Raw genomic sequence first — 22494 nt, forward strand, 5'->3', positions numbered from 1 at the left:
CACCACCATACTGGCCATGTCCGGCCCGCAAACCTCGCCCGCGAAGGAAACCCCCACGGGACCCGCACCTGCCGGATACGGCGAAGTGGTACGTCACTTGCCAAGTCGGACGGCGGAGCCACCAGGTTGCCGCCCCTGGCCAAGCGTGGCGCACATCACAGCCAGAGCCATACCACCGAGCAGGAAGAGGTAGGAGCCGAATCCCGCGCCGAAGAGGAAGTCGCCCTCCGGACGGCTGGCGGTGAGCAGGACGACGGCGACCATCCAGCCCGCGGCGGGCGCGACGACCCCGCCCCTGGTGCCGACGGCCTGCGCCCCGCCCAGGAAGAGCCCGGCCGCGCCCACGAGGGCGAGCAGCAACCCGCCCGGGAACCAGCCGGGTTGGACCAGCGCTCCGGCGGCTCCGATCACGGCGCCGAGCACGAAGAGTCCGAGGTAGGCGGCGATCCGTCCGCCCGAGGGCGCCGTCACCGGCTGAGCGAGCGCGCTCCCCCGCTGTCCCGTCGCACTCATCACACGCCCGCCTCTCGCTCTTGCCGGTCGGTCCCCGCGATCCCCGCGAACAGATCCGTCTCACGCGTCTTCTCACGCGCCTTCGGCCGCTCCCCGCGCACCAACTCGTAGTACTCCGTGGTGAACAGCGGCTGAGCGAGCTCATTGGACAGCACGAACCATGGTTCGGCCACCTCGACCTGGGTGGCGTGCGCGCGCATCGCGGCGGCCTTGGCGGCGGCGTGGGCCGTTCCGTCGATCTCGGTGGTGATCTCCGAGTCGTCGACCACACCCGGCACGTCGTCGACGGCGGCCGACTTCGTGTACGGCAGCTCCGGCAGCGCCTCGCGAAGCCGCGCGAACTCCGCCTCGGCCACGGAACGTGGGACCCGGTTCCAGTAGATCTTGGCGATCTCCCAGGGTTCGCCGAGATCGGTGCGGAAGTCCGGCAGCGCGGCCAGCTCGGCGGCGCGCATGGCGACGCGGTGGGCCTGGATGTGGTCCGGGTGCCCATAGCCCCCGTCGGGGTCATAGGTGACGAGCACCTGGGGGCGTACCTCTCGGATCACTTCTACGAGGTGTCCGGCGGCTTCGTCCACGTCGGCGGACCAGAAGGCGCCGGGGCGGTGGTTCTGCTCGACGCCCATCATCCCGGAGTCGTGGTAGCGCCCGGGGCCGCCGAGGAAGCGGTGATCCGTGACGCCCAGTTCCTTCATGGCGGCGGTCAGCTCGCCGATCCGGTGCGGGCCGAGTCCGCCGTCCCGGTCGGGTGCGAGGTGCGCGAGGCCGGGCGGGATGACCTCACCCTCCTCGCCGAGAGTGCAGGTCACCAGCGTCACATGGGCGCCCTCGGCCGTGTACCTGGCCATGGTCGCGCCATTGTTGATCGACTCGTCGTCCGGGTGCGCGTGCACCAGGAGCAGACGCCGGTCGGGCAGTTCCGTCATGGAACCACCCTACGAGGTGGGAACACGGTCAGAACTTGATGCTGCCGATCATGCCCGCGATGTTGGTGGTCAGCTCGCTGATGGTGGGAGCGACCGTCGAGGAGGCGAGATAGAAACCGAGCAGGACACACACGATGGCGTGTGGCGCCTTCAGTCCTGACTTCTTCACCAGGATGAAGACGACGATCGCCAGCAGCACCACCGCCGAAATCGAGAGTGCCACGGCGGCTCACCTCCAAAGATCCCAGGGACTCGGGGTCCGGTATGGGGGTCGGACATGGGGGGTCGGTAAATCCATACAGCAGCCAGCGGGTTCATACCCACGCAGCGCTAGTGATCATAACTATCCGTACGCGCGCATCGATCGGCGCACGGCCGCACAAGGGGGCGCATGGCCAATATGGTCGGGGGATGACGACCGAGCCTCTCTCCTTCCCCCGACGGCACGCGCGTACCCAGCGGTTCACGCTCGGCGCGCCGCGCGCCTTCGCCGTGGCCCCCGACGGTTCCCGAGTCGTGTTCCTGCGTTCCCGCTCCGGGACGGACCGGGCGAATCTGCTCTGGGTGCTCGATGTGGCGGACGGCGCGGAGCGCGTCGCGGCCGATCCGCAGGCGCTCCTCGGTGGCGCCTCGGAGCACCTGTCGGCGGCGGAGCGGGCACGCCGCGAGCGCAGCCGGGAGGGCGGTGCCGGGGTCGTCGGCTACGCCACCGACACGGCGGTGGAGTTGGCCTCTTTCGCCTTGTCAGGGCGGCTTTTCACGGCCGAGCTGCGAGCCGGCACGGCACGTGAACTCCGCGTCCCCGGACCGGTGATCGACCCGCGCCCCTCGCCCGACGGACGGCTTGTCGCGTACGTCGCCGGGGGCGCCCTGCGGGTCGTCGGCGCCGAGGGTGCGGACGATCGGGCGCTCGCGGAGCCGGAGGCGGAGACGGTTTCCTATGGATTGGCCGAGTTCATCGCGGCCGAGGAGATGGGGCGTTCGCGCGGCTTCTGGTGGTCGCCGGAGGGGGACCGGCTGCTGGTCGCGCGGGCCGACGACGCGCCCGTACGCCGCTGGTGGATCGCGGATCCCGCACAACCGGAACGTGATCCGCAGCGGGTCGCGTATCCGGTGGCGGGAAGCGCCAACGCGGACGTACGCCTCTTCGTCCTCGGTCTCGACGGGGTGCGCACGGAGGTCGTGTGGGACCGGGCGCGGTACCCGTACCTGGCGCATGTGCACTGGTCAGCGGCCGGTGCGCCGCTGATTCTGGTGCAGGCTCGGGACCAGCGGAGTCAGCTGTTCCTGGCCGTGGATCCGGACACCGGGGCGACCCGGATGGTGCACGCGGACGAAGATCCACAATGGCTGGATCTTTTCCCCGGCGTGCCGTGCTGGAGCCCCGGAGGGCAGCTCGTGCGGATCGCCGACGAGGGCGGCGCGCGGGTGCTCGCGTTCGGTGAACGCCCGCTCACGGGACCGCAGTTGCATGTGCGTGCGGTGCTCGACGTGTCGGACGACGAGGTGCTGGTCTCGGCGTCGGCGGGCGAGGCGGCGGCCGCTCCCGAGACCGGCGAAGTACATGTGTACCGGGTCAACGAGCTCGGCCTGGAGCGCGTCTCGCAGGAGCCCGGCGTGCACTCGGCGGTCCGCGCCGGGGGCGTGACCGTCCTCGTCTCGGCGGTGCTCGACCAGCCGGGCACCCAAGTGCAGGTGCTGCGCGAGGGAAAGCGTGCGGCGACGATCACCTCGTACGCCGAAGATCCGGGTTTGTCCCCGCGCGTGACCCTCACGCAGGGGGGCGCACGGAAAATCCCATGCGCCGTGCTTATGCCTACGGACTACCGCGGCGACGCTCCCCTGCCCGTCCTGATGGACCCCTACGGCGGCCCGCACGGCCCCCGGGTGCTGGCGGCGCACAACGCGCACCTCACCTCGCAGTGGTTCGCGGACCAGGGTTTCGCGGTGGTCGTGGCGGACGGGCGGGGCACCCCCGGCCGGTCCCCCGCCTGGGAGAAGGCGGTCCGCGACGACTTCACGCTCTCCCTCGACGACCAGATCGACGCACTGCAGGGCCTCGCGGAGACGTTCCCGCTGGACCTGTCGCGGGTGGCGATCCGCGGCTGGTCGTACGGCGGCTGGCTCGCGGGGCTCGCGGTCCTGCGCCGCCCCGACGTCTTCCACGCGGGCATCGCGGGCGCCCCGGTCACGGACTGGCGGCTGTACGACACCCACTACACGGAGCGGTACCTGGGCGATCCTGCGGCGAGCCCGGAGACGTACGCGAAGAGCTCCCTGATCACCGACGACGGGCTCTCCTCCCCCGCCGAGCCGCACCGCCCGCTGATGATCGTGCACGGCCTCGCCGACGACAACGTGGTGGTGGCCCACACCCTGCGCCTGTCCTCGGCCCTACTGGCCGCCGGCCGCCCGCACGAGGTACTGCCCCTGTCCGGCGTCACCCACATGACCCCGCAGGAGCAGGTCGCGGAGAACCTGCTGCTGCTCCAGGTGGACTTCCTGAAGCGCTCACTGGGGCCGGCCTAGGTACGGCAACGGGCCGGGAGACATGGCGCTCCCGGCCCGTTTACGGCACCCGCACGGCCGTACGTTGTAGAGACTGACGCGTCCGTATATCGGTACCGCTTCCGCTAAGTTGCCTGCTTGTAAACGCAATTGGTGCACATTTGTACGTCTATGACGATCCCTCCGCATGATCGTCCGGCGTCTCACCGGTGGGGACGACGTGCTTCTCCTCCGCGAAGTGACAGGCCGAGTCGTGCGCGGCCGGCCCCTCGACGAGCCGGAACTCCGCGGGCACCGCGAGCAGCGGCACCTCAAGGGTGCAGCGCTCCTGCGCCTTCCAGCAGCGGGTGCGGAACCGGCAGCCGGACGGGATGTTCGCCGGGGACGGCACATCCCCGCTGAGGATGATCCGCTCGCGGTGCTCACGGGCCTCGGGGTCGGGGACGGGCACGGCGGAGAGCAGCGCCTGCGTGTAGGGATGCGTCGGGTGGTCGTAGATCTCGGCGTCCCTGCCGGTCTCCACGATCCGCCCGAGGTACATCACGCCGACCCGGTCGGAGATGTGCCGCACGATGGAGAGGTCGTGCGCGATGAAGACGTACGACAGATCGAACTCGTCCTGGAGTCGGTCGAGCAGGTTGATCACCTGCGCCTGCACCGAGACGTCGAGCGCGGACACCGGTTCGTCCGCGACGATGATCTCGGGGCGCAGCGCCAACCCCCGTGCGATACCGATGCGTTGGCGCTGGCCGCCGGAGAACTGGTGCGGGTAGCGGTTGATGTACTCGGGGTTCAGTCCGACCACGTCGAGCAGGTCCTGGACCTTCTGCCGCCGGTCGCCCTTCGGCGCCACCTCGGGATGGATCTCGTACGGCTCACCGATGATGTCGCCGACGGTCATGCGCGGGTTGAGCGAGGTGTACGGGTCCTGGAAGACCATCTGGATGTTGCGCCGTACGGCTTTCAGCGCCTTGCCGGACATCCTGGTGATGTCCTCGCCCTTGTACTTGATCGTCCCTTCCGTCGGTTTCTCCAGGTTGACCAGCATCCTGGCGACCGTCGACTTGCCGCAGCCGGACTCGCCGACGATGCCGAGGGTCTCGCCCCGGGCGAGGTGGAAGTCGACGCCGTCGACGGCCTTGACGGCCCCCACCTGCTTCCTGAAGACGATGCCCTGGGTCAGCGGGTAGTGCTTGACCAGCCCACTGACCTCCAGAATCGCCTCGGCGGCTGCCTGCGTCGCCTCAGTGGCTGCTTGTGTCATCGAGGCACTCCCTCCAGAAGAAGCAGGCGCTTCTGCGTTCCTCGTCGACCTCCGCGAGCGGGGGCACGTCGGTCCGGCAGATGTCCTGGGCCATCGGGCAGCGGGGGTTGAAGGCGCAGCCCGGGGGGATGTGCATCAAGTTCGGCGGCAGGCCCTTGATGGCGTAGAGCTCCTGGCCCTTCTGGTCCAGGCGCGGGATCGACTCGAGGAGGCCCTTGGTGTACGGGTGCGCGGGGGCCTTGTAGATGTCGTGGACCGGCGCCGACTCGACGATCCGGCCCGCGTACATCACGGCGATCTTGTCGGCGACGTCCGCGACCACGCCGAGGTCGTGGGTGATGAGGATGAGCCCCATGTGCAGCTCGCGCTGCAACTCGGCGAGCAGGTCCATGACTTGGGCCTGGACGGTGACGTCGAGCGCGGTGGTCGGTTCGTCGGCGATGATCAGGGCGGGTTCGAGGGCCAGCGCCATGGCGATCATGATGCGCTGGCGCATGCCGCCGGAGAACTGGTGGGGATAGTCGCGTACGCGCTCGGCGGCGGCCGGGATCCGCACCCGCTCCATCAGCTCGATGGCCTTGGCCCGGGCGTCCTTCCTGGACATCCCGCGGTGCACGGTGAACATCTCGCCGAGCTGGTCGCCCACGGAGAGCACCGGGTTCAGGGACGAGAGCGCGTCCTGGAAGATCATCGCCATCTCGGCGCCGCGGACCTTGCGCCGCTCCTCCTCCTTGAGCTTGAGCAAGTCCCGGCCCTGGAAGAGGACTTCACCGCCGGTGATCTTCCCGGGCGGCATGTCGAGGATGCCCATGACGGCCTGCGCGGTCACCGATTTGCCGGAGCCGGACTCGCCGAGCACGGCGAGGGTCTCGCCCTCGTCCACGCTGTAGTTGACCCCGTTGACGGCCTTGGCGACCCCGTCCCTGGTCCTGAACTCCACGTGCAGATCGCGCACTTCGAGCAGCACGGCCGTCACCTCAGCTTCGGGTCGAGGGCGTCGCGCACCGCGTCGCCGAGCATGATGAACGCCAGGACGGTGATCGCCAGGGCTCCGGCGGGCCACAGGAGCATGTGCGGGGCCTGGCGGATGTACGCGGACGCCGAGGAGATGTCGATGCCCCAGGAGACCGTGGGGGGCTTCAGGCCGACACCGAGGTAGGAGAGGGTCGCCTCCAGAGAAATGTACGTGCCGAGCGCGATGGTCGCCACGACGATCACCGGCGCGACGGCGTTCGGCGCGATGTGCCGCAGCAGGAGCCGGGAGTTGGAGGCGCCGAGGGCACGGGCGGCCTGGACGTAGTCGTTGTGCTTGGTGGTGATGACGGAGCCGCGTGCGATGCGGGAGAGCTGCGGCCAGCCGAGCAGCACCATGAACCCGATGACCGGCCAGACCGTGTTGCTCGTCACTACGGAAAGCAGGACCAGGCCGCCGAGCACCACGGGGATCGCGAAGAAGACGTCCGTGACCCGGGACAGCACCGAGTCCCACACCCCGCCGAAGAAGCCGGCGAGCCCGCCGAGCAGCGATCCGAGGATCGCGACCCCGAGGGTGGCACAGACACCGACGGAGATCGAGACGCGCGTGCCGTACACCGTGCGCGTGTAGACGTCGCAGCCCTGTCCGTCGAACCCGAAGGGGTGTCCGGGCTGCGAACCCTCCTGCGCCTTGGCCAGGTCGCAGTTGAGCGGGTTCTGGGAGGCGATCAGCGAGGGCCAGAGCGAGATGACCACCAGAAAGAGGATGACCAGCCCGGCGATGATGAAGACGGGGTTGCGCCGCAGATCGCGCCAGGCGTCGGACCAGAGGCTCCGGGGCTTCTCCTGCGGGCCGGTGCCCTCGGGTCCTCCCGGTGTCTTCTCCAGGGTCTCCGCCTCGCTCATGGCGAGGTCCATGGCGCCGCCCATGCCCGTGGCGGCGATCGCGCCGTCCTCCGGGGCGCGGCCGCCGCCCGACATCCAGGGCTCCGGTGACTCCGGTGGCTGGGGTTCAGGCATAGCGGATCCTCGGGTCGAGTACGGCGTACAGCAGGTCGACGAGCAGGTTGGCGACCAGGAAGACGAGGACCAGGACGGTCACGAAACCGACGACGGTCTGCGTGTTCTGCCGGAGGATCCCCTGGTAGAGCTGGAAGCCGACGCCGTGGATGTTGAAGATCCGCTCGGTGACGATCGCGCCGCCCATGAGCGCGCCGATGTCCGTGCCGATGAACGTGACCACGGGGATGAGTGAGTTCCGCAGCAGGTGCTTGGTGATCACCCGGCGCCGGGGCAGGCCCTTGGCGATCGCCGTACGGACGTAGTCGGACCGCTTGTTCTCCGCGATGGAGGTCCGGGTCAGCCGGGTCACGTAGGCGAGGGAGACGGAGGCAAGGACCAGGCCGGGCACGATCAGTTCGCCGAAGGTGGCGTCGGAGGAGACCGACGGCTTGATCCAGCCCCATTCGACGCCGAGCAGCAGTTGGAGCACCAGGCCGGTGACGAAGACGGGCACCGAGATGACGACGAGGGTGCCCAGCAGGACGCCGGTGTCGACGGGCTTCCCGCGGCGCAGGCCGGTGATGACGCCCAGCGCGATGCCGATGACGATCTCGAAGAGGATCGCGACGATGGTCAGCCGGATGGTGACCGGGAAGGCGGTCGACATCAGCTCGGTGACCGGCTGCCCGTTGAAGGCGGTGCCGAAGTCGCCGGTGAAGACATTGCCCATGTAGGTCAGGTATTGCTGCCACACCGGCTTGTCGAGGCCGAACTCCTTCTCCAGCTGGGCGGCGGTGGCGGGGTCGCAGGCCCGGTCCCCGCACAGGCCCGCGATGGGGTCGCCCATCACGTTGACCATGAGGAAGATCAGCAGGGTGGCGCCGATGAAGACCGGGATCATCTGCAGCAGGCGCCGGATTACGTACCGTCCCATGAGGGCTCCGGGGGTGGGTGAGGGCGGCCCCGTCGAGGGGGCCGCCCGGCGCGGCTCAGTTGACGGTGATCTCGTTGTAGACGGGGACGCTGAACTGGTTGAGCGCCACGTCGGAGACCTTGTCCGAGTAGCCGGCGCTGCCGTTCTGGTACCAGAGCGGGATGGCGCCCATGTCGTCCCGCAGGACCTCCTCGGCCTGCTGGAAGAGCTTCACGGCCTTGGCCTGGTCGGTCTCGGCGTTCGCCTCGTCGACGAGCTTGTCGAAGTCCGCGTTGGTCCACTTGCCGTCGTTGGAGGAGGCGTTGGTGTAGTACAGCGGCTGCAGGAAGTTCTGGATCAGCGGGTAGTCCATCTGCCAGCCGGCCCGGAAGGGGCCCGACATCTTGTCCGAGGTGATCTGGTCGCGGAAGTCGGCGAAGGTGCCGACGGGGTTGCCGACGCAGGCCTTGTCGTTGCCGAGGGCGTTGTTGATGGAGTTGCAGACGGCGTCGACCCACTCCTTGTGCGAGCCGGTGTCCGCGTTGTACGAGATCTTGATCTGCCCGCCGGGAAGGCCGCCGCCCTCCTCGATCAGCTTCTTGGCCTCGCTCGCGTTGTACTCGCAGGCGTCACCGCACAGCCCCTCCTTGAAGCCGCCCTCTTCCCCGAGCACCGGGGAGGTCCAGTCGGAGGCCGGGGTGCGGGTCTTCTGGAAGATCGTGTCGGTGATCTGCTCGCGGTTGATCGCCATGGACAGTCCCTGGCGGACCTTCTCCATCCCCGCTTTGTCCCAATTCTTGTCATAGAACGGGAAAGCGAGCGTCTGGATGATGCCGGCGGGCGTATTGATGTACCGGTCACCGAGGTCGCTCTGCACGTTCTTGAGCTGGGAGGCGGGTACGTCATCGACGAGGTCGAGGTTGCCGGCCAGGAGGTCGGTGTAGGCGGTGTTGTTGTCGGTGTAGACCTTGAGGTCCACCCCGCCGTTCTGCGCCTTGTCCTCGCCGGAGTAGCCGTCCCACTTCCGCAGGGACATCTGCGAGCCCTTGGTGTACGAGTCCACGGTGTAGGGCCCGTTGCCGACGGGCTTTTTCAGCCAGGCTGCGTGGTCGTCGAAGAACGCCTTGGGCAGCGGCGAGTAGGCCGCGTAGCCGAGGGTGTCGGGGAAGGTCGAGAACTTCTGGTTGAGCTTGACGGTGAAGGTGTTGGTGCCGGTGACCTTGAGCCCGGAGAGGGTGTCGGCGCTCTGCGTCCCCTTTTCGGGGTGGGTCTTGTCGTAGCCGTCGATGTACCCGTAGAAGTACGCGTTCTTCTGGTTGTTCTTCAGGCTGGCCCCGTAGTTCCACGCGTCGACGAAGGACTGCGCGGTGACGGCCTCTCCGTTGCTGAACTTCCAGCCGTCCTTGATCGTGATGGTGAAGTTCTGCGAGTCCGTGCTCTCGACCTTCTCGGCGAGCATGTCCTCGGCGGCGCCGGTCTTGGCGTTGTACCGCTTGAGCCCGCGGAAGATCATGTCGAGGACCTTGCCGCCCTGGACCTCGTTGGTGTTGGCCGGTTCCAGCGGGTTCTGCGGGTCTCCCCACGAGGAACTCACGACACCGGTGCCGTCGCCGCCGCTGTCACTGTCCCCGCCTCCGCAGGCGGTCGCCGCGAGGGCTACCGCCGCCGCGCATGCGGCCCATTTGGCGTGCGTGGCTCCACGCATGGAGTGCCTCCTCAAGAGTGCGCTGTGCCGCCGGCGCCGGTCGAACGCTCTCGGCTCCGGTGCGCTGTGCCTTTAGCGCTCAATATCCGGCGATACCGGCCATATCGCATATCCAGCCCACCCTTCCGAGTGGAAGTGCCAGCCATATGCACGCACCCCGGAATCCAGCACTCCGGTTGTCGGCAGACCGGACGCAAACGCTCCGGACGGCCGACGCAATGGATCTTCATTGTTCGATGCCGAACCGTTGAATTGCGTGCACCAGATGTACGCATTCCGAGACTTGGGCGTCCGCATATCGAACCCCTTGCCCGATTAGGGCAGTTGGTCCGTTTCTGGACACGGATCGGCCACGGAGCGCTACACGCGTAGTTACGTCGAGGTCAAGCCCAGGCAAAGAAAGTAAAGAGAAACCCAAGGGGAGCCAGATTTTATTGACCTTGCATGAATTGCGTTGAAAAAGTCCGGCGTAGCCCGTAGGGAGCGCCCTGCGGAGCCCTTGACCCCACGGGCACGGAGCACCATGACCCCCCCTACTCCTTCCGCGGCCGCCCCGCTTGAGGTGACCGACGAGAGCGTCGAGAAGTCGATCACTTCTCCCGCTCCCAAGGCCAACGAGAGCCGGTCCCCGGGACAGCTCGCATGGCTCCGCTTCAAACGGGATCGCACGGGCGTCATATCGGCGTTCATCGTGATCTTCTTCTTCGTCATCGCGATCGCCGCTCCGCTGATAGCCAAGCTGTACGGCAAGGACCCGTACACGACATACGGGATAAACCTCCCCGGCCTGCTCGCCGACAACAGCTACCCCGTCCTGCCGAACGGCGGTATGAGCAGCGACTTCTGGTTCGGCATCGAGCCGGGGCTCGGCCGGGACGTCTTCACCTTCCTGCTCTACGCCATCCGCAACTCGCTGCTGATCGCCACTGCGGTCACGGTGCTCGTCGTGATCATCGGTGTGGCCGTGGGTGTCACCGCGGGCTATCTGGGCGGCAAGTCGGACTGGTTCATCGGCCGGGTCATCGACATCCTGCTCGCCTTCCCCTCCCAGCTGTTCTTCGTCGCCTTCACCCCCGTGGTGCTCGCGCTGTTCGTGTCGGCAGACGAGAACACGCCGGTCTGGCTCACCGTGGCCACTCTCGTCGGCATCCTCACCGCCTTCGGCTGGGCCTCCATCGCCCGACTTCTGCGCGGCCAGGTACTGGCCCTGCGCGAGCGGGAGTTCGTCGAGGCCGCCAAGGTCACGGGCGCGTCGCCGGCCCGCATCATCTTCAAGGAACTGCTCCCCAACCTGTGGACGCCGATCCTCATCCAGGCAACGCTCAACCTGCCGCTGATGGTCACCACGGAGGCGGGTCTCGCCTTCCTCGGCGTCGGTATCCAGGACCCGACCCCCGACTGGGGCGTCATGATCGGGCGCGCCGCCCAGGTCTACCAGGAAGACATCACCTACCTGCTCTTCCCGGGTCTGACGATGGTGATCTTCGTCCTGGCGTTCAACCTCCTCGGCGACTCGGTGCGTGACGCACTCGACCCGAAGACCAAGCGCTGACTCCGGCCCTTTTCAGGACCACGGCAACGACGCCGGGTGCCGGCTTTCTCTCATCTCACTCACTTCAAGGCAGGATGCGATGTCTTTTTCGCGCAGAAACTTCCTGATAGCCACCGGTGTTGTGGCCGCGTCGAGCTCCGTGCTCTCCGCGTGCAGCAGCGGCAACTCCGGCAGCGGCGGCACCACCGGTAAGCAGAACGCCGCCAAGGCCGAAGCCACCGTGGTGAAGATCGGCACCGAGGCCGACTCCACGGGCCCGGCCCCCGAGGTTTCCGGTGCGAAGAAGGGCGGCACCGTCTACCTGCTGAACGACGACGACGTCTCGCACCTCGACCCGCAGCGCATCTACTACGCGTGGAACTCGCTCGCCGCGATCGTCCTCTCCCGCACCCTGACCGGCTACAAGATCGCCGACGACGGTTCCCAGATGCTGGTCGGCGACCTCGCGACCGACACGGGCACCATGTCGGACGGCGGCAAGACCTGGGCCTTCACCCTGAAGGACGGCGTCAAGTGGGAGGACGGCTCCGACGTCACCGTCGACGACGTCCGCCACGGCATCGAGCGCGCCTTCGCCAGCTTCATCACCGAGGGCGCCATGTACGTCCAGTCGTGGCTGACCGGCTCGCAGGACTACCGCAAGTCGTACTCGGGCCCGTACAGCGGCAAGCACCTCAAGTCGGTCGTGACCAGCGGCAAGACGGTCACCTTCCACCTCTCCGAGGCGCGTCCCGACTTCAACTACGTCGTCGCGATGCAGTCGTACGCTCCCACCCCGGTGAAGCACGACACCAAGGAGAACTACGACAAGAAGCCGTACTCCAACGGTCCTTACCGGGTGAAGTCCCACGTCACCGACAAGTCGATGGTCTTCGTCCGCAACGAGAACTGGGACCCGGCCACCGACCCGATCCGCAACGCCTACCCGGACCAGTTCGACTTCGCCTTCGGCATCGAGCAGCTGACCGCCATCGACCGCCTGCTGGCGGACTCCGGCAAGGACCAGTACGCCGTCAGCTGGCGCACGATCCCCCAGGAGCGCGTCACGAAGGCCCAGACGGAGGCCAAGGACCGCGTCTTCGAGGAGCTCGGCAGCGGCGTCAGCGTCTACTGGGTCAACACCACCCGGGTCAAGGACCTGGCCGTCCGCGAGGCCATCATCAAGGCCTGGCCGACCGCGCAGATCCGCCAGCTGCAGGGCGGCAGCGTCCGTGGCGACTACGCCACCGGCATCATGAGCCCGCTCGTGGCCGGCTACGAGTCGCAGGACGTGTGGGGCAAGCTCAAGACCCCCGCGGGCGACCCGGCGGCCGCGAAGAAGATCCTGGAGAAGGCCGGCAAGGCCAACTACAAGATCGTCTACGCGTACCAGATCGACGACACCCAGACGAAGATCAAGGTCGTCGTCGAGAACGCCCTCAAGGCGGCCGGCTTCGACGTCGTCACCAAGGGCATCGACTCCACCACCTGGTACGACGCGATCGGCAAGGTCGACAACCCGTACGACGTCTACTGGGGTGGCTGGTCCGCCGACTGGCCGACCGGTTACTCGGTCTTCCAGCCGCTGTTCGACAGCAGCACCATCACCGACGGCGGCTCGAACTACGCGCACCTCAAGGACCCGAAGGTCGACGCCGCCATCAAGGCCGCCACGGCCGAGACGGACCAGGACAAGGCCAACAAGATGTGGGCCGCCCTGGACAAGCAGGTCACGGAGACCGGCGCCTTCGTCCCCGACGTGTACATGAAGCGCATCTACCTTCACGGCTCCAAGCTCGGCAACGTGAAGATGGACCCGAACTTCGACGGCTGCATGCTCTACAAGCTGTACGTCAAGTAGTTCTGATCCACACCTGACGGGTGGGGCGGCCACGGCCGCCCCACCCTCGGCCCCGCCTTCCGTGGCCTCTCGTCACTCCCGGTCCGCATTCGCTCCGCACGACGGCCCATCCCAGGAAAGCCACTCCCCATGCTTCGCTTTCTCGTCCGCCGCATCCTCGGCGCCGTGATAACGCTGGTGATCATCAGCGCCGTCACGTTCATGCTCTTCTACGCGGTGCCGCGCGACCCGGCCCGACTGGCCTGCGGCAAGCTCTGCACCCCGGAGACGCTCCAGTTGATCCGCCACAACATGGGGATCACCGACCCGCTGCCCGTGCAGTACTGGCACTGGCTGTCGGGCATCTTCCTCGGCCGGGACTTCGCGTCCTTCGGCCACTGCGACGCGCCGTGCCTGGGCTACTCGTTCGTCAACCGTGAGCCCGTCCTCGCGACGATCCTGGACCGGTTCCCGACCACGGTCTCCCTCGCCATCGGCTCCTCCGTGGTGTTCCTGATCTTCGGCATCGGTATGGGCATGCTCGCCGCCGTGAAGCAGGGCAAGGCCACCGACAAGCTCGCCAGTAGCGCCTCGCTGATCGCCTCGTCGATGCAGATCTACTTCGTGGGCACGCTGGCCCTGTACTTCTTCGTGTACCAGTGGCACATCCTGGACCAGCCCTCGTACACCAACTTCACCCACAACCCAGCCTCCTGGGCCAACGGACTCATGCTTCCCTGGCTGGTCCTGGCGCTGATCTGGACCGCGAACTACACCCGTATGACGCGCTCCCAACTGGTCGAGCAGCTCAACGAGGACTACGTCCGCACCGCCCGGGCCAAGGGCCTCTCCGCCAGCAACGTCTTCTTCCGCTTCGCCTGGCGCGGCGCGATGGGACCGATCGTCACCATCTTCGGCATCGACCTCGGCGTCCTCCTCGGCGGCGCGATGATCACCGAGAAGACCTTCAGCCTCCAGGGCGTCGGCATGCTCGCCGTGAAGTCGGTGACCACGAGCGACCTGCCCATGCTGCTCGGCATCATGGTGATCACCGCTTCCTTCGTGGTCGTCGCCAACATCGTCGTGGACGCCCTGTACGCCCTGATCGACCCGCGTATCCGGCTCGCCTGATCCGCCGCCGCCCCCACCAGCTACCCCGCATCACCCCCTCAGGAGCGTCCCCGTGACGAGCACCGACCAGCAGCCCTTCCTGTCCGTCAAGGACCTGAAGGTGCACTTCTCGACCGAGGACGGCACCGTCAAGGCCGTCGACGGTCTCTCGTTCGACCTCGTACGCGGCAAGACGCTGGGCATCGTGGGCGAGTCGGGGTCCGGCAAGTCGGTCACCAACCTGACCATCCTGGGGCTGCACAACCCGGACAGCACAACCGTCGAGGGCTCCATCACCCTCGACGGCCAGGAGCTGAACGGCGCTCCGGAGAAGACCCTGGAGAAGCTGCGCGGCAACAAGATGTCGATGATCTTCCAGGACGCGCTGACCTCGCTGTCGCCATACCACACCATCGGCAGGCAGATCGGTGAGACGTACCGCAAGCACACCGGCTGCTCCAAGAAGGAGGCCCGGGCGCGGGCCATCGAGATGCTGACCCGCGTCGGCATCCCGCAGCCCGATGTGCGTGTGGACGACTACCCGCACCAGTTCTCCGGCGGTATGCGCCAGCGCGCGATGATCGCGATGGCGCTGGTCTGCGACCCGGAGCTGCTGATCGCGGACGAGCCGACCACCGCGCTCGACGTCACCGTGCAGGCCCAGATCATGGACCTCCTCAAGGACCTCCAGAAGGAGTTCGGCACGGCGATCATCTTCATCACCCACGACCTCGGTGTCATCGCGGACATCGCGGACGAGGTGCTGGTGATGTACGGCGGCCGGTGCGTGGAGCGCGGGACCAAGCGGGAGGTGCTGCGGGCGCCGCAGCACCCGTACACCTGGGGGCTGCTCAGCTCGATGCCGACGCTGGACGGTCCGGTCGACGTTCCGCTGTCGCCGATCCCGGGCTCGCCGCCCTCGCTGCTGAACCCGCCGACGGGCTGCCGGTTCCACCCCCGGTGCAGCTTCACCGAGAAGGTCGGGGACGGGCGCTGCTCCTCCGAGCGCCCCCTTCTCGAGATCACGGACGGACGAGGCTCCGCCTGCCACCTGACCGCCGACCAGCGCCGCGACTTCTTCGCCGAATTCGCCGGCAGCCGGTCCAACTGACGTACACCTGACGGGATTTCACGATCATGAGCAAAACGAACCCCCTCCTGGACGTCACCGGTCTGACCAAGCACTTCCCGATCAAGGGTGGTTTCCCCATCCGCCGGACGGTGGGTGCGGTCCAGGCCGTGGACGGGCTGGACTTCCAGGTGGCCGAGGGCGAGGCCCTGGGTCTGGTCGGTGAGTCCGGCTGCGGCAAGTCGACGACGGGCCGGCTGATCACGCGGCTCCTGGAACCGACGGCCGGCACGATCAAGTACCGCGGCCAGGACATCACGCACGCGAACCGCAAGCAGCTCGCGCCGGTCCGCTCCGAGATCCAGATGATCTTCCAGGACCCGTACGCCTCGCTGAACCCGAGGCACACGGTCGGCAAGATCATCTCGGGTCCGATGGAGGTCAACGGCATCAACCCGGCGGGCGGCCGCGAGAAGCGCGTACGCGAGCTGCTCGAGACCGTCGGCCTCAACCCCGAGCACTACAACCGCTTCCCGCACGAGTTCTCCGGCGGACAGCGCCAGCGCATCGGCGTGGCCCGCGCACTGGCCCTGGAGCCGAAGCTGATCGTGGCGGACGAGCCGGTCTCGGCCCTCGACGTCTCGATCCAGGCGCAGGTCGTGAACCTGCTCCAGGAGCTCCAGCGGGACCTGGGCATCGCGTTCGTCTTCATCGCCCACGACCTGGCGATCGTCCGGCACTTCTCGCAGCGCGTCGCGGTCATGTACCTCGGCAAGATCGTCGAGATCGCCGACCGCGCGGACCTGTACGACAACCCGCGCCACCCCTACACGCGCGCGCTGCTCTCCGCCGTCCCCGAGGCCAGGGCGGACGACACCCCGGCCCGCGACCGCATCCGCCTCACCGGCGACGTGCCCTCCCCCATCAACCCGCCGTCCGGCTGCCGCTTCCGCACCCGCTGCTGGAAGGCGACGGACAAGTGCGCGACGGAGGCCCCGACGCTGGTCCACATCGAGGGCAGCAGCGAGGGTCACCTGACGGCGTGCCACTACCCCGAGGTCAAGGAGACCGTCCCGGCTCCCCGCCTCGCCAAGGACCCCGAGGTCACGGCCTGACACACCCCAATTCCGTCAGCCCATGACCCACGGGACCCGATTTTCGCCGGCCCATTGACCCGAGCAGACGAACTTCCGGTCCCCGGGGAACGGAGGCCCGCACCCTTTCGGGGTGCGGGCCTTCGTCTTGGACAAGCCCGGGGGCATCCATCTCGCTACTCTGAAAAGCATGGACTACGCGAAGATGCGCGCGATCGCCGAGGAGCTCACCGAGTACGCCGAGCACCTTGAGGGATCCTGGAACGTGGAGATCGGCCCTTCCGGCCCGTTCCTCGCGATGATGAGCCCTTCGAAGCGCCACGAGGTGCTGATTCACCGCATTCGCGACCAGATCAACGCGCAGCTCTCCGCCACGCACCCCACATACGTGTGCGCGAACGGCCCCGAAATCGAGCATCCTTCGATCGGTCGTATGCGACGCCCGGACGCCATAGTTCTCCCTTGGGACGTGTTCGAAGGAGAAGGTCTCGCCGTCGACGCCACTCAGGTACTGGCGGCCATCGAGATCGTCTCTCCGTCCAATCCGAACAATGACTACGGCGAGAAGCTCGCCGAATACCCGGCCATGGGCATCCCCCACTACATGATCGTCGACCCCCGCACGGGCACCATCGAGGTGCACTCCGACCCGTGCAAGGACCGCTACCAGCACAAGGACCCGTACATCTTCGGCGACACAGTGCCGTTCGGCCCGTGGACGGTGGAGACCGGCGCCTTCCGCCGCTACGGGAAGGCCGGGGCCTAGCCGCGGGGGTGCACCGCAGCCAGCTCCAACTCCCCCACAACCTGATCCCCGCTCATCTCCCCCGTACGCCGGAACCCGAGCCCCAGATAGAACCCCTCGGGCCCGCCCTCCCCCTCGGCCCAGGTCACCGTGGCGCGGGACTGGCGGCCACGCGTGCGGATCTCCTCGCACACGGCCTCGACGGCGAACCGCCCGTATCCACGCCCCTGCCGGCCGTCGGCGATGTTCAGGCGCCAGAGGCCGGAGCGCGGCCGGTCGTCCGGGATTTCGGGGTTGAAGCGGATGTCGAAGAAGGCCATGACGAAGCCGACCAGGTCATCGCCGTCGAAGATCAGGCGGGGCCAGGCCTTCTCGGGATGCACGTACGCCTCGGCGAGCGAGTTCACCACCGGAGAGACGAAGCGCTCCTGCTCCGGCCTGACCTTCAGGGCGATGGCCGCGTCGATGTTGTCCGGGGTCACCTTCTCCAGGCGAAGGTCCGTCATTCTCAGCCCAACTCCCCCCGCTCCACACAGAATTCGTTGCCCTCGGGATCCGCCAGGACCACCCAGCCGCCGCCGTCCGGGCGGGTGTGGTCCGCGATCCGGCGGGCGCCGAGGGCGAGGGCGCGGGTGACCTCCGCCGCCCTTGTCCTGCCGTGCGGCTCCAGGTCCAGGTGGACGCGGTTCTTGGCCGCCTTGCCCTCCGGGACGTGCACGAAGAGGAGCGTCGGTCCGCCGGACGGGTCCCGGATCACCGCCTCCGGGTCGCCGGGCTTGTCGTCGTCGTCCAGTGGGCGGCCGAGCAACTCGCTCCAGAAGAGGCCGAGATCGTACGGATCTCCGGTGCAGTCGAAGGTGAGGGTGCGGATGGTGGGGTTCAACAACCCTGTCTCTCCCATGGTCTGGTGGTCTAGTCGCCGGTCCGGCCGTCGGCCAGTTCGCGCAGGATGTCGAGGTGGCCGTTGTGGCGGGCCGTCTCCTCGATCAAGTGGAGGAGGATCCAGCGGAGGTTGACGGCGCGCCCTTCGCGCCGGACCCGCTTGGCGTTGGTGTCGAGGTCGTGCTCGGCCACCAGCAGGCGGTAGCGGACGCACTGTTCCTCGTACTGGGCGAGCAGGTCCGCCAGCGGGAAGTCGACGGCGATGCGCATCTCGCGGTCGGGGTCCTCGTCCGTCCAGGGACCCTCGTCCTCCTCGCCGAGGAACACCACCTGGAACCAGTAGTACTCGACCCAGCGAAGGTGGTTGATCAGTCCGCACAGGGTCATCAGCGGGGAGCCGGGCAGCGGGGCCTTGCGGGCGTCCTCCGGGGAGACGTCCTCGCACTTGGCGTGGGCCGTGGCGCGGACGTAGTCGAGGAAGGTGGCCAGCTGTGTGCGCTCGTCCCAGGCGGGAGGCGTGTCTGTTCGCGTCGTCATCGGGGTGAAGCATCCCCGGTCGCCCGTTCGATGTCGAGCCATTAACAGCCGTCGTCGAGCCGACTCCGGTGTACGGCGGTCAGCGCCCGGCCCGCCTCCGACAGCGAGGGAAAGCAGGCGTGGGCACGGGCCAGTTCGGCGGGGCGGTGCGTGGAGGCCACGGCGTACACCGTGCAGCCGGCGGCGAGCCCGGCCTCGATGCCCGGGGGCGAGTCCTCGACGACCACGCAGCGGGCCGGGTCGACCGCCAGCCGGGCGGCGGCGGTGAGGTAGCCCTCCGGCGAGGGCTTGCCCTCGGAGACGTCCTCGGCGCAGATCCGTACGCCGGGAACGGGCAGCCCGGTACGGGCGAGGCGGGCCGCGGTGGGGTGCGCGCGGCTGGAGGTGACGACCGCCCACAGGTGCGGCGGCAGGGACCGCAGCAGCGCGGCGGCGCCGTCGAAGGCACGGAACCCGGGTTCCTCGGCGGCCATCAGCCGGTCCAGGACCAGGTGTTCCCCGGCGGGATCCAGCTGCGGGGCGAGGAGCCGGAGGATGTCCGTCCGGCGTCGGCCCTGCGTGGCCTCCCAGACCTCCTCGGGGTCCAGGCCGCGCAGCCGGGCCCAGGCACGCCAGACCCGTCCGTGCGCGTCCGCGGTGGCGATCAGTACGCCGTCCACGTCGAAGAGGAAGGCCCCCACCGCGCTCTCTGCCAACTCCCGCGTTCCTCCCCGCAGTTACCGGCAGTCTCGCGAGCGGCCGCCAGTGTCCCCATCAGTGGTTCGGGCGAGCCTACGGGCTGAGAGACTGCTTCGATGGCTGACCGTTCGTTCAGTGACCTCTCACTGGCCGCCCTGTACGACGCCCTCAATCCGTGGGGACGAAGTGACGACTTCTACCTGGACCTTGTGCTGTCCGCGCGGTCCGTGCTCGATGTCGGGTGCGGCACGGGGCGGCTGCTCGGGCGGGCTCTGGAGGCCGGGCACGAGGGGCGGCTGTGCGGGCTCGATCCCGCCGCGGCCATGCTGGTGCAGGCGCGGCGGCGGGCGGGCGCGGGAGGCGGGGGCCCTGGCCGCGATCAACGAGCGGCCGTCGAGTGGGTGCTCGGCGATCTCACAGCGGCGCACTGGGAGCGGGAGTTCGACCTCGTCGTGATGACCGGCCACGCGTTTCAAGTACTGCTGGGCGATGAGGAGTTACGCGGTGCCCTGGCCGCGATACGCCAGGCCCTCTCCGACGACGGCCACTTCGTCTTCGAGACCCGCAACCCCGCCGCCCGCGCCTGGGAGAGGTGGACTCCGGAGCAGGTCCGCGAGGTGACGGACGCCCACGGCGAAGTCGTACGCGTCTGGCACGAGGCCGAGGCACCCGAGGCCGGGGACCGTGTCACGTTCACCGAGACCTTCGACCACCCGGGGTGGGAGCAGCCGCGGGTCAGTAGCAGCACTCTGCGGTTCCTGGACCCGGACGCGCTCGACGGGTTCCTCACCGAGGCGGGCTTCGCCGTGGCCGAACGGTTCGGGGACTGGGGGCGGGGGCCGCTCACCCCCACCGCCCCGGAGATCATCACCGTGGCCCGTCCGACGGGCCGCGGTCTCCTCAGTCCTTCGCGATCTCTTCCTCCAGCGCCGCCAGCGCCGGATCCAGGATGATGTCCTGCGCGCGGGCCCCGGTCGTCGGGTCCTCCGGGAAGTGACAGGCCGTCAAATGCCCCTCGGCGTTACCCGAAAGGCGGACCAGCGGCGGCTCCTCCTGCGCGCACTTGTCCTGCGCCTTCCAGCAGCGGGTGCGGAAGCGGCAGCCGGACGGCGGGTTGATGGGGGAAGGCACGTCACCCTCGAGGCGGATGCGTTCCTTCTTCTCGGCATCGATGTCGGCGTCGGGGACGGCCGACATCAGCGCGTGGGTGTACGGGTGGCGCGGGCCGGTGTACAGCGACGTACGGTCGGCGATCTCCACGATCTTGCCGAGGTACATGACCGCGACGCGCTGCGAGAAGTGCCGCACGATCGCCAGGTCGTGGGCGATGAAGACGAACGCGATGCCCATCTCCCGCTGGACCTCCTGGAGCAGGTTCACGACCTGCGCCTGGATCGAGACGTCCAGCGCGGACACCGGCTCGTCCGCCACGATCAGCTTGGGTGCGAGCGCCAACGCCCTTGCCACGCCGATACGTTGCCGCTGTCCGCCGGAGAACTCGTGCGGGAAGCGGTTGTAGTGCTCGGGGTTGAGGCCGACGGTCTCAAGGAGCTCCCGCACCCGGGCCTCGCGGCCGCCCGGCGGATTGACGCCGTTGATCTCCATCGGGGCGGAGATGATCGTGCCGACCGTCTGCCGGGGGTTCAGGGAGGCGTACGGATCCTGGAAGATCATCTGGATCTCGGAGCGGATCGGGCGCAGCTGGCGCCGGGTGGAGCGGCTGATGTCCTTTCCGCGGTAGGAGATCGTGCCGCCGGTCGGCTCCAGGAGCCGGGTCAGCAGCCGTCCGGTGGTGGACTTGCCGCAGCCGGACTCGCCCACCAGGCCCAGGCTCTCGCCGGGGAACACGTCGAAGGAGACCCCGTCCACGGCCTGGACGGCGCCGACCGTGCGCTTGATCGGGAAGCCTCCCTTCACCGGGAAGTGCTTCTTCAAGTCGGTGACACTCAGCAGCGGTTCGCGTGTCTCTTCCCGCTGCCCGGGGATCGCGTCGGTCACGACCGCGGTTTTCTCGTCGCTCACAGTCAGTCCCCTCAGCCCAGCCTGGGCCGAATCGTGTCGGTGAAGATGTGGCTCTTTTGGTCCGGTGTCAGATGGCAGGCCGAGCCACGCCCCACCGGGAGTTCGGGCCGGATGTCCACGCACCGGTCGGAGCCCTCGACCTCACGCGTGAAGGTGCACCGCGGGTGGAACGGGCACCCCGAGGGCGGGTTCAGCAGCGACGGGGGCGCGCCCGGGATGGGGGTCAGCGGTTCGTCGACGTCGGCCGTGAGGCGCGGCATGGATCCCAGCAGTCCCCAGGTGTACGGGTGTTGCGGGGACTTGAGCACCTCGCGGACCGTGCCGCGCTCCACCGCCCGGCCCGCGTACATCACCAGCAGGTCGTCCGCCATGTTCGCGACCACCCCGAGATCGTGGGTGATCATGATGATGGCGGAGCCGAACTCCTGCTGGAGGTCTTTCAGGAGGTCCAGGATCTGCGCCTGCACGGTCACGTCGAGGGCCGTCGTCGGCTCGTCGGCGATCAGCAGATCCGGGTTGCAGACCAGGGACATCGCGATCATCACGCGCTGGCGCATACCGCCGGAGAACTGGTGCGGATAGTCGTCCACACGCTCCTTGGCGTGCGGGATGCCGACCTTCGTCAGCATCTCGATCGCCCGCGCCTTCGCCTCCCTCTTGGAGGCCCCGGTGTGCTTGCGGAACGGCTCACCGATCTGTCGGCCGACCGTGTGGTACGGCGAAAGGGCGGTCAGCGCGTCCTGGAAGATCATCGCCATCTTGTTGCCGCGGAGCTTCTCCAGCTCGTGCTCCGTGGCGGTGGTCAGCTCTTTGCCGTCGAGGACGATCTCGCCCTCGACGGTGGTGTTCAGCGGGCTGTGCAGGCCCAGGATGGTCAGGTTGGTGACGGACTTCCCGGACCCGGACTCGCCGACGATGCCGAGGGTCGTACCGCGCTCCAGATCGAAGGAGAGACCGTCGACCGCTTTGACGTCGCCGTCCTCCGTGGAGAACCGCACGTGCAGGTCGCGGACCGAGAGGAACGCGTCGGATCCGGTGGGAGCCGGCGCGTCCTCCGGCTTGGTGAGAGTGGTCACTGCGGTTTCTCCCGGTACTACGAGCAGGACGACGAGCAGGACTACGGCAGAGCTACTACGGAATTACAGAACTCGGGACTACGGGACTACGGGACTACGGGACT

22 protein-coding genes are annotated in these 22494 nt (G+C 68.1%); 8 read left to right on the forward strand and 14 right to left on the reverse strand.

The window, feature by feature from the left end; genetic code table 11:
* Positions 1–93: 93 nt before the first annotated feature.
* From OG266_RS15010 to OG266_RS15020, 3 genes are read right to left on the reverse strand one after another with little or no spacing between them, the layout of a single operon-like run.
* Positions 94–513, reverse strand: coding sequence for a DUF6113 family protein (locus OG266_RS15010; RefSeq protein ID WP_371546112.1), 420 nt, complete (start codon positions 511–513; stop codon positions 94–96).
* Positions 513–1439: an N-acetyl-1-D-myo-inositol-2-amino-2-deoxy-alpha-D-glucopyranoside deacetylase gene (gene mshB, locus OG266_RS15015; RefSeq protein WP_329545674.1), complete on the reverse strand. Its 927-nt coding sequence runs from the start codon at positions 1437–1439 to the stop codon at positions 513–515. The genes OG266_RS15010 and mshB overlap by 1 nt, the downstream gene beginning before the upstream one ends.
* Positions 1440–1467: 28 nt before the next feature.
* Positions 1468–1662, reverse strand: coding sequence for a hypothetical protein (locus OG266_RS15020; RefSeq protein WP_266454790.1), 195 nt, complete (start codon positions 1660–1662; stop codon positions 1468–1470).
* A 188-nt stretch (positions 1663–1850) separates the two neighbouring features.
* Here OG266_RS15020 and OG266_RS15025 point away from each other — a divergent pair, with 188 nt between their 5' ends.
* On the forward strand, positions 1851–3968 hold the full coding sequence (locus OG266_RS15025) for a prolyl oligopeptidase family serine peptidase (RefSeq protein ID WP_371546114.1): 2118 nt from the start codon (positions 1851–1853) through the stop codon (positions 3966–3968).
* Positions 3969–4116: 148 nt separating this feature from the next.
* On the opposite strand, the gene OG266_RS15030 is transcribed toward OG266_RS15025, so the two are convergent.
* From OG266_RS15030 to OG266_RS15050, 5 genes are read right to left on the reverse strand one after another with little or no spacing between them, the layout of a single operon-like run.
* On the reverse strand, positions 4117–5211 hold the full coding sequence (locus OG266_RS15030) for an ABC transporter ATP-binding protein (RefSeq protein ID WP_371546116.1): 1095 nt from the start codon (positions 5209–5211) through the stop codon (positions 4117–4119).
* Positions 5192–6178: an ABC transporter ATP-binding protein gene (locus OG266_RS15035; RefSeq protein WP_371546117.1), complete on the reverse strand. Its 987-nt coding sequence runs from the start codon at positions 6176–6178 to the stop codon at positions 5192–5194. Before OG266_RS15035 ends, OG266_RS15030 begins: the two co-directional genes overlap by 20 nt.
* Positions 6179–6183: 5 nt before the next feature.
* Positions 6184–7206, reverse strand: coding sequence for an ABC transporter permease (locus OG266_RS15040; RefSeq protein WP_371546120.1), 1023 nt, complete (start codon positions 7204–7206; stop codon positions 6184–6186).
* Positions 7199–8122 (reverse strand): ABC transporter permease, encoded by a 924-nt coding sequence (locus tag OG266_RS15045; RefSeq protein ID WP_266454799.1) that lies wholly within the window; start codon positions 8120–8122, stop codon positions 7199–7201. Before OG266_RS15045 ends, OG266_RS15040 begins: the two co-directional genes overlap by 8 nt.
* Before the next feature lie 55 nt (positions 8123–8177).
* Entirely contained in the window at positions 8178–9806 is a 1629-nt protein-coding gene (locus tag OG266_RS15050) for an ABC transporter substrate-binding protein (protein WP_371546122.1), read from the reverse strand.
* 523 nt (positions 9807–10329) lie between these two features.
* Here OG266_RS15050 and OG266_RS15055 point away from each other — a divergent pair.
* The 6 genes from OG266_RS15055 to OG266_RS15080 all read left to right on the forward strand — a co-directional run bounded on the left by OG266_RS15055 (position 10330) and on the right by OG266_RS15080 (position 17216).
* On the forward strand, positions 10330–11358 hold the full coding sequence (locus tag OG266_RS15055; RefSeq protein WP_266454805.1) for an ABC transporter permease: 1029 nt from the start codon (positions 10330–10332) through the stop codon (positions 11356–11358).
* 79 nt (positions 11359–11437) lie between these two features.
* Positions 11438–13198, forward strand: coding sequence for an ABC transporter substrate-binding protein (locus tag OG266_RS15060; protein WP_266454808.1), 1761 nt, complete (start codon positions 11438–11440; stop codon positions 13196–13198).
* A 129-nt stretch (positions 13199–13327) separates the two neighbouring features.
* Positions 13328–14308: an ABC transporter permease gene (locus OG266_RS15065; protein ID WP_371546124.1), complete on the forward strand. Its 981-nt coding sequence runs from the start codon at positions 13328–13330 to the stop codon at positions 14306–14308.
* 52 nt (positions 14309–14360) lie between these two features.
* The gene (locus OG266_RS15070) at positions 14361–15398 is read left to right on the forward strand and encodes an ABC transporter ATP-binding protein (protein WP_266454813.1); all 1038 of its coding nucleotides are present in this window, start codon (positions 14361–14363) and stop codon (positions 15396–15398) included.
* A gap of 26 nt (positions 15399–15424) precedes the next feature.
* A complete protein-coding gene (locus OG266_RS15075) occupies positions 15425–16471 on the forward strand; it encodes an ABC transporter ATP-binding protein (protein WP_266454815.1) in 1047 nt (348 codons plus the stop codon).
* Positions 16472–16640: 169 nt separating this feature from the next.
* Entirely contained in the window at positions 16641–17216 is a 576-nt protein-coding gene (locus tag OG266_RS15080; RefSeq protein WP_371546127.1) for a Uma2 family endonuclease, read from the forward strand.
* Here the strand turns inward: OG266_RS15080 and OG266_RS15085 are convergent.
* The 4 genes from OG266_RS15085 to OG266_RS15100 are packed head-to-tail and all read right to left on the reverse strand — an operon-like array spanning position 17213 to position 19309.
* Positions 17213–17701, reverse strand: a complete 489-nt coding sequence (locus tag OG266_RS15085) for a GNAT family N-acetyltransferase (RefSeq protein WP_371546129.1) — start codon at positions 17699–17701, stop codon at positions 17213–17215. The genes OG266_RS15080 and OG266_RS15085 overlap by 4 nt on opposite strands.
* Positions 17702–17703: 2 nt before the next feature.
* A complete protein-coding gene (locus OG266_RS15090) occupies positions 17704–18096 on the reverse strand; it encodes a VOC family protein (RefSeq protein WP_266454820.1) in 393 nt (130 codons plus the stop codon).
* A gap of 11 nt (positions 18097–18107) precedes the next feature.
* Entirely contained in the window at positions 18108–18614 is a 507-nt protein-coding gene (locus OG266_RS15095) for a DinB family protein (RefSeq protein ID WP_371546131.1), read from the reverse strand.
* A 41-nt stretch (positions 18615–18655) separates the two neighbouring features.
* Positions 18656–19309: an HAD family hydrolase gene (locus OG266_RS15100; RefSeq protein ID WP_371546133.1), complete on the reverse strand. Its 654-nt coding sequence runs from the start codon at positions 19307–19309 to the stop codon at positions 18656–18658.
* A 99-nt stretch (positions 19310–19408) separates the two neighbouring features.
* Between OG266_RS15100 and OG266_RS15105 the strand changes: the two genes are divergently transcribed.
* Positions 19409–20245, forward strand: coding sequence for a methyltransferase domain-containing protein (locus OG266_RS15105; protein WP_371546135.1), 837 nt, complete (start codon positions 19409–19411; stop codon positions 20243–20245).
* On the opposite strand, the gene OG266_RS15110 is transcribed toward OG266_RS15105, so the two are convergent.
* The gene (locus OG266_RS15110; RefSeq protein ID WP_371546137.1) at positions 20193–21314 is read right to left on the reverse strand and encodes an ABC transporter ATP-binding protein; all 1122 of its coding nucleotides are present in this window, start codon (positions 21312–21314) and stop codon (positions 20193–20195) included. The genes OG266_RS15105 and OG266_RS15110 overlap by 53 nt on opposite strands.
* An 11-nt stretch (positions 21315–21325) precedes the next feature.
* Positions 21326–22390, reverse strand: a complete 1065-nt coding sequence (locus OG266_RS15115) for an ABC transporter ATP-binding protein (RefSeq protein ID WP_266454832.1) — start codon at positions 22388–22390, stop codon at positions 21326–21328.
* Positions 22391–22494 lie beyond the last annotated feature (104 nt).

This window comes from Streptomyces sp. NBC_00554, assembly GCF_041431135.1.
GTDB lineage: Bacteria > Actinomycetota > Actinomycetes > Streptomycetales > Streptomycetaceae > Streptomyces.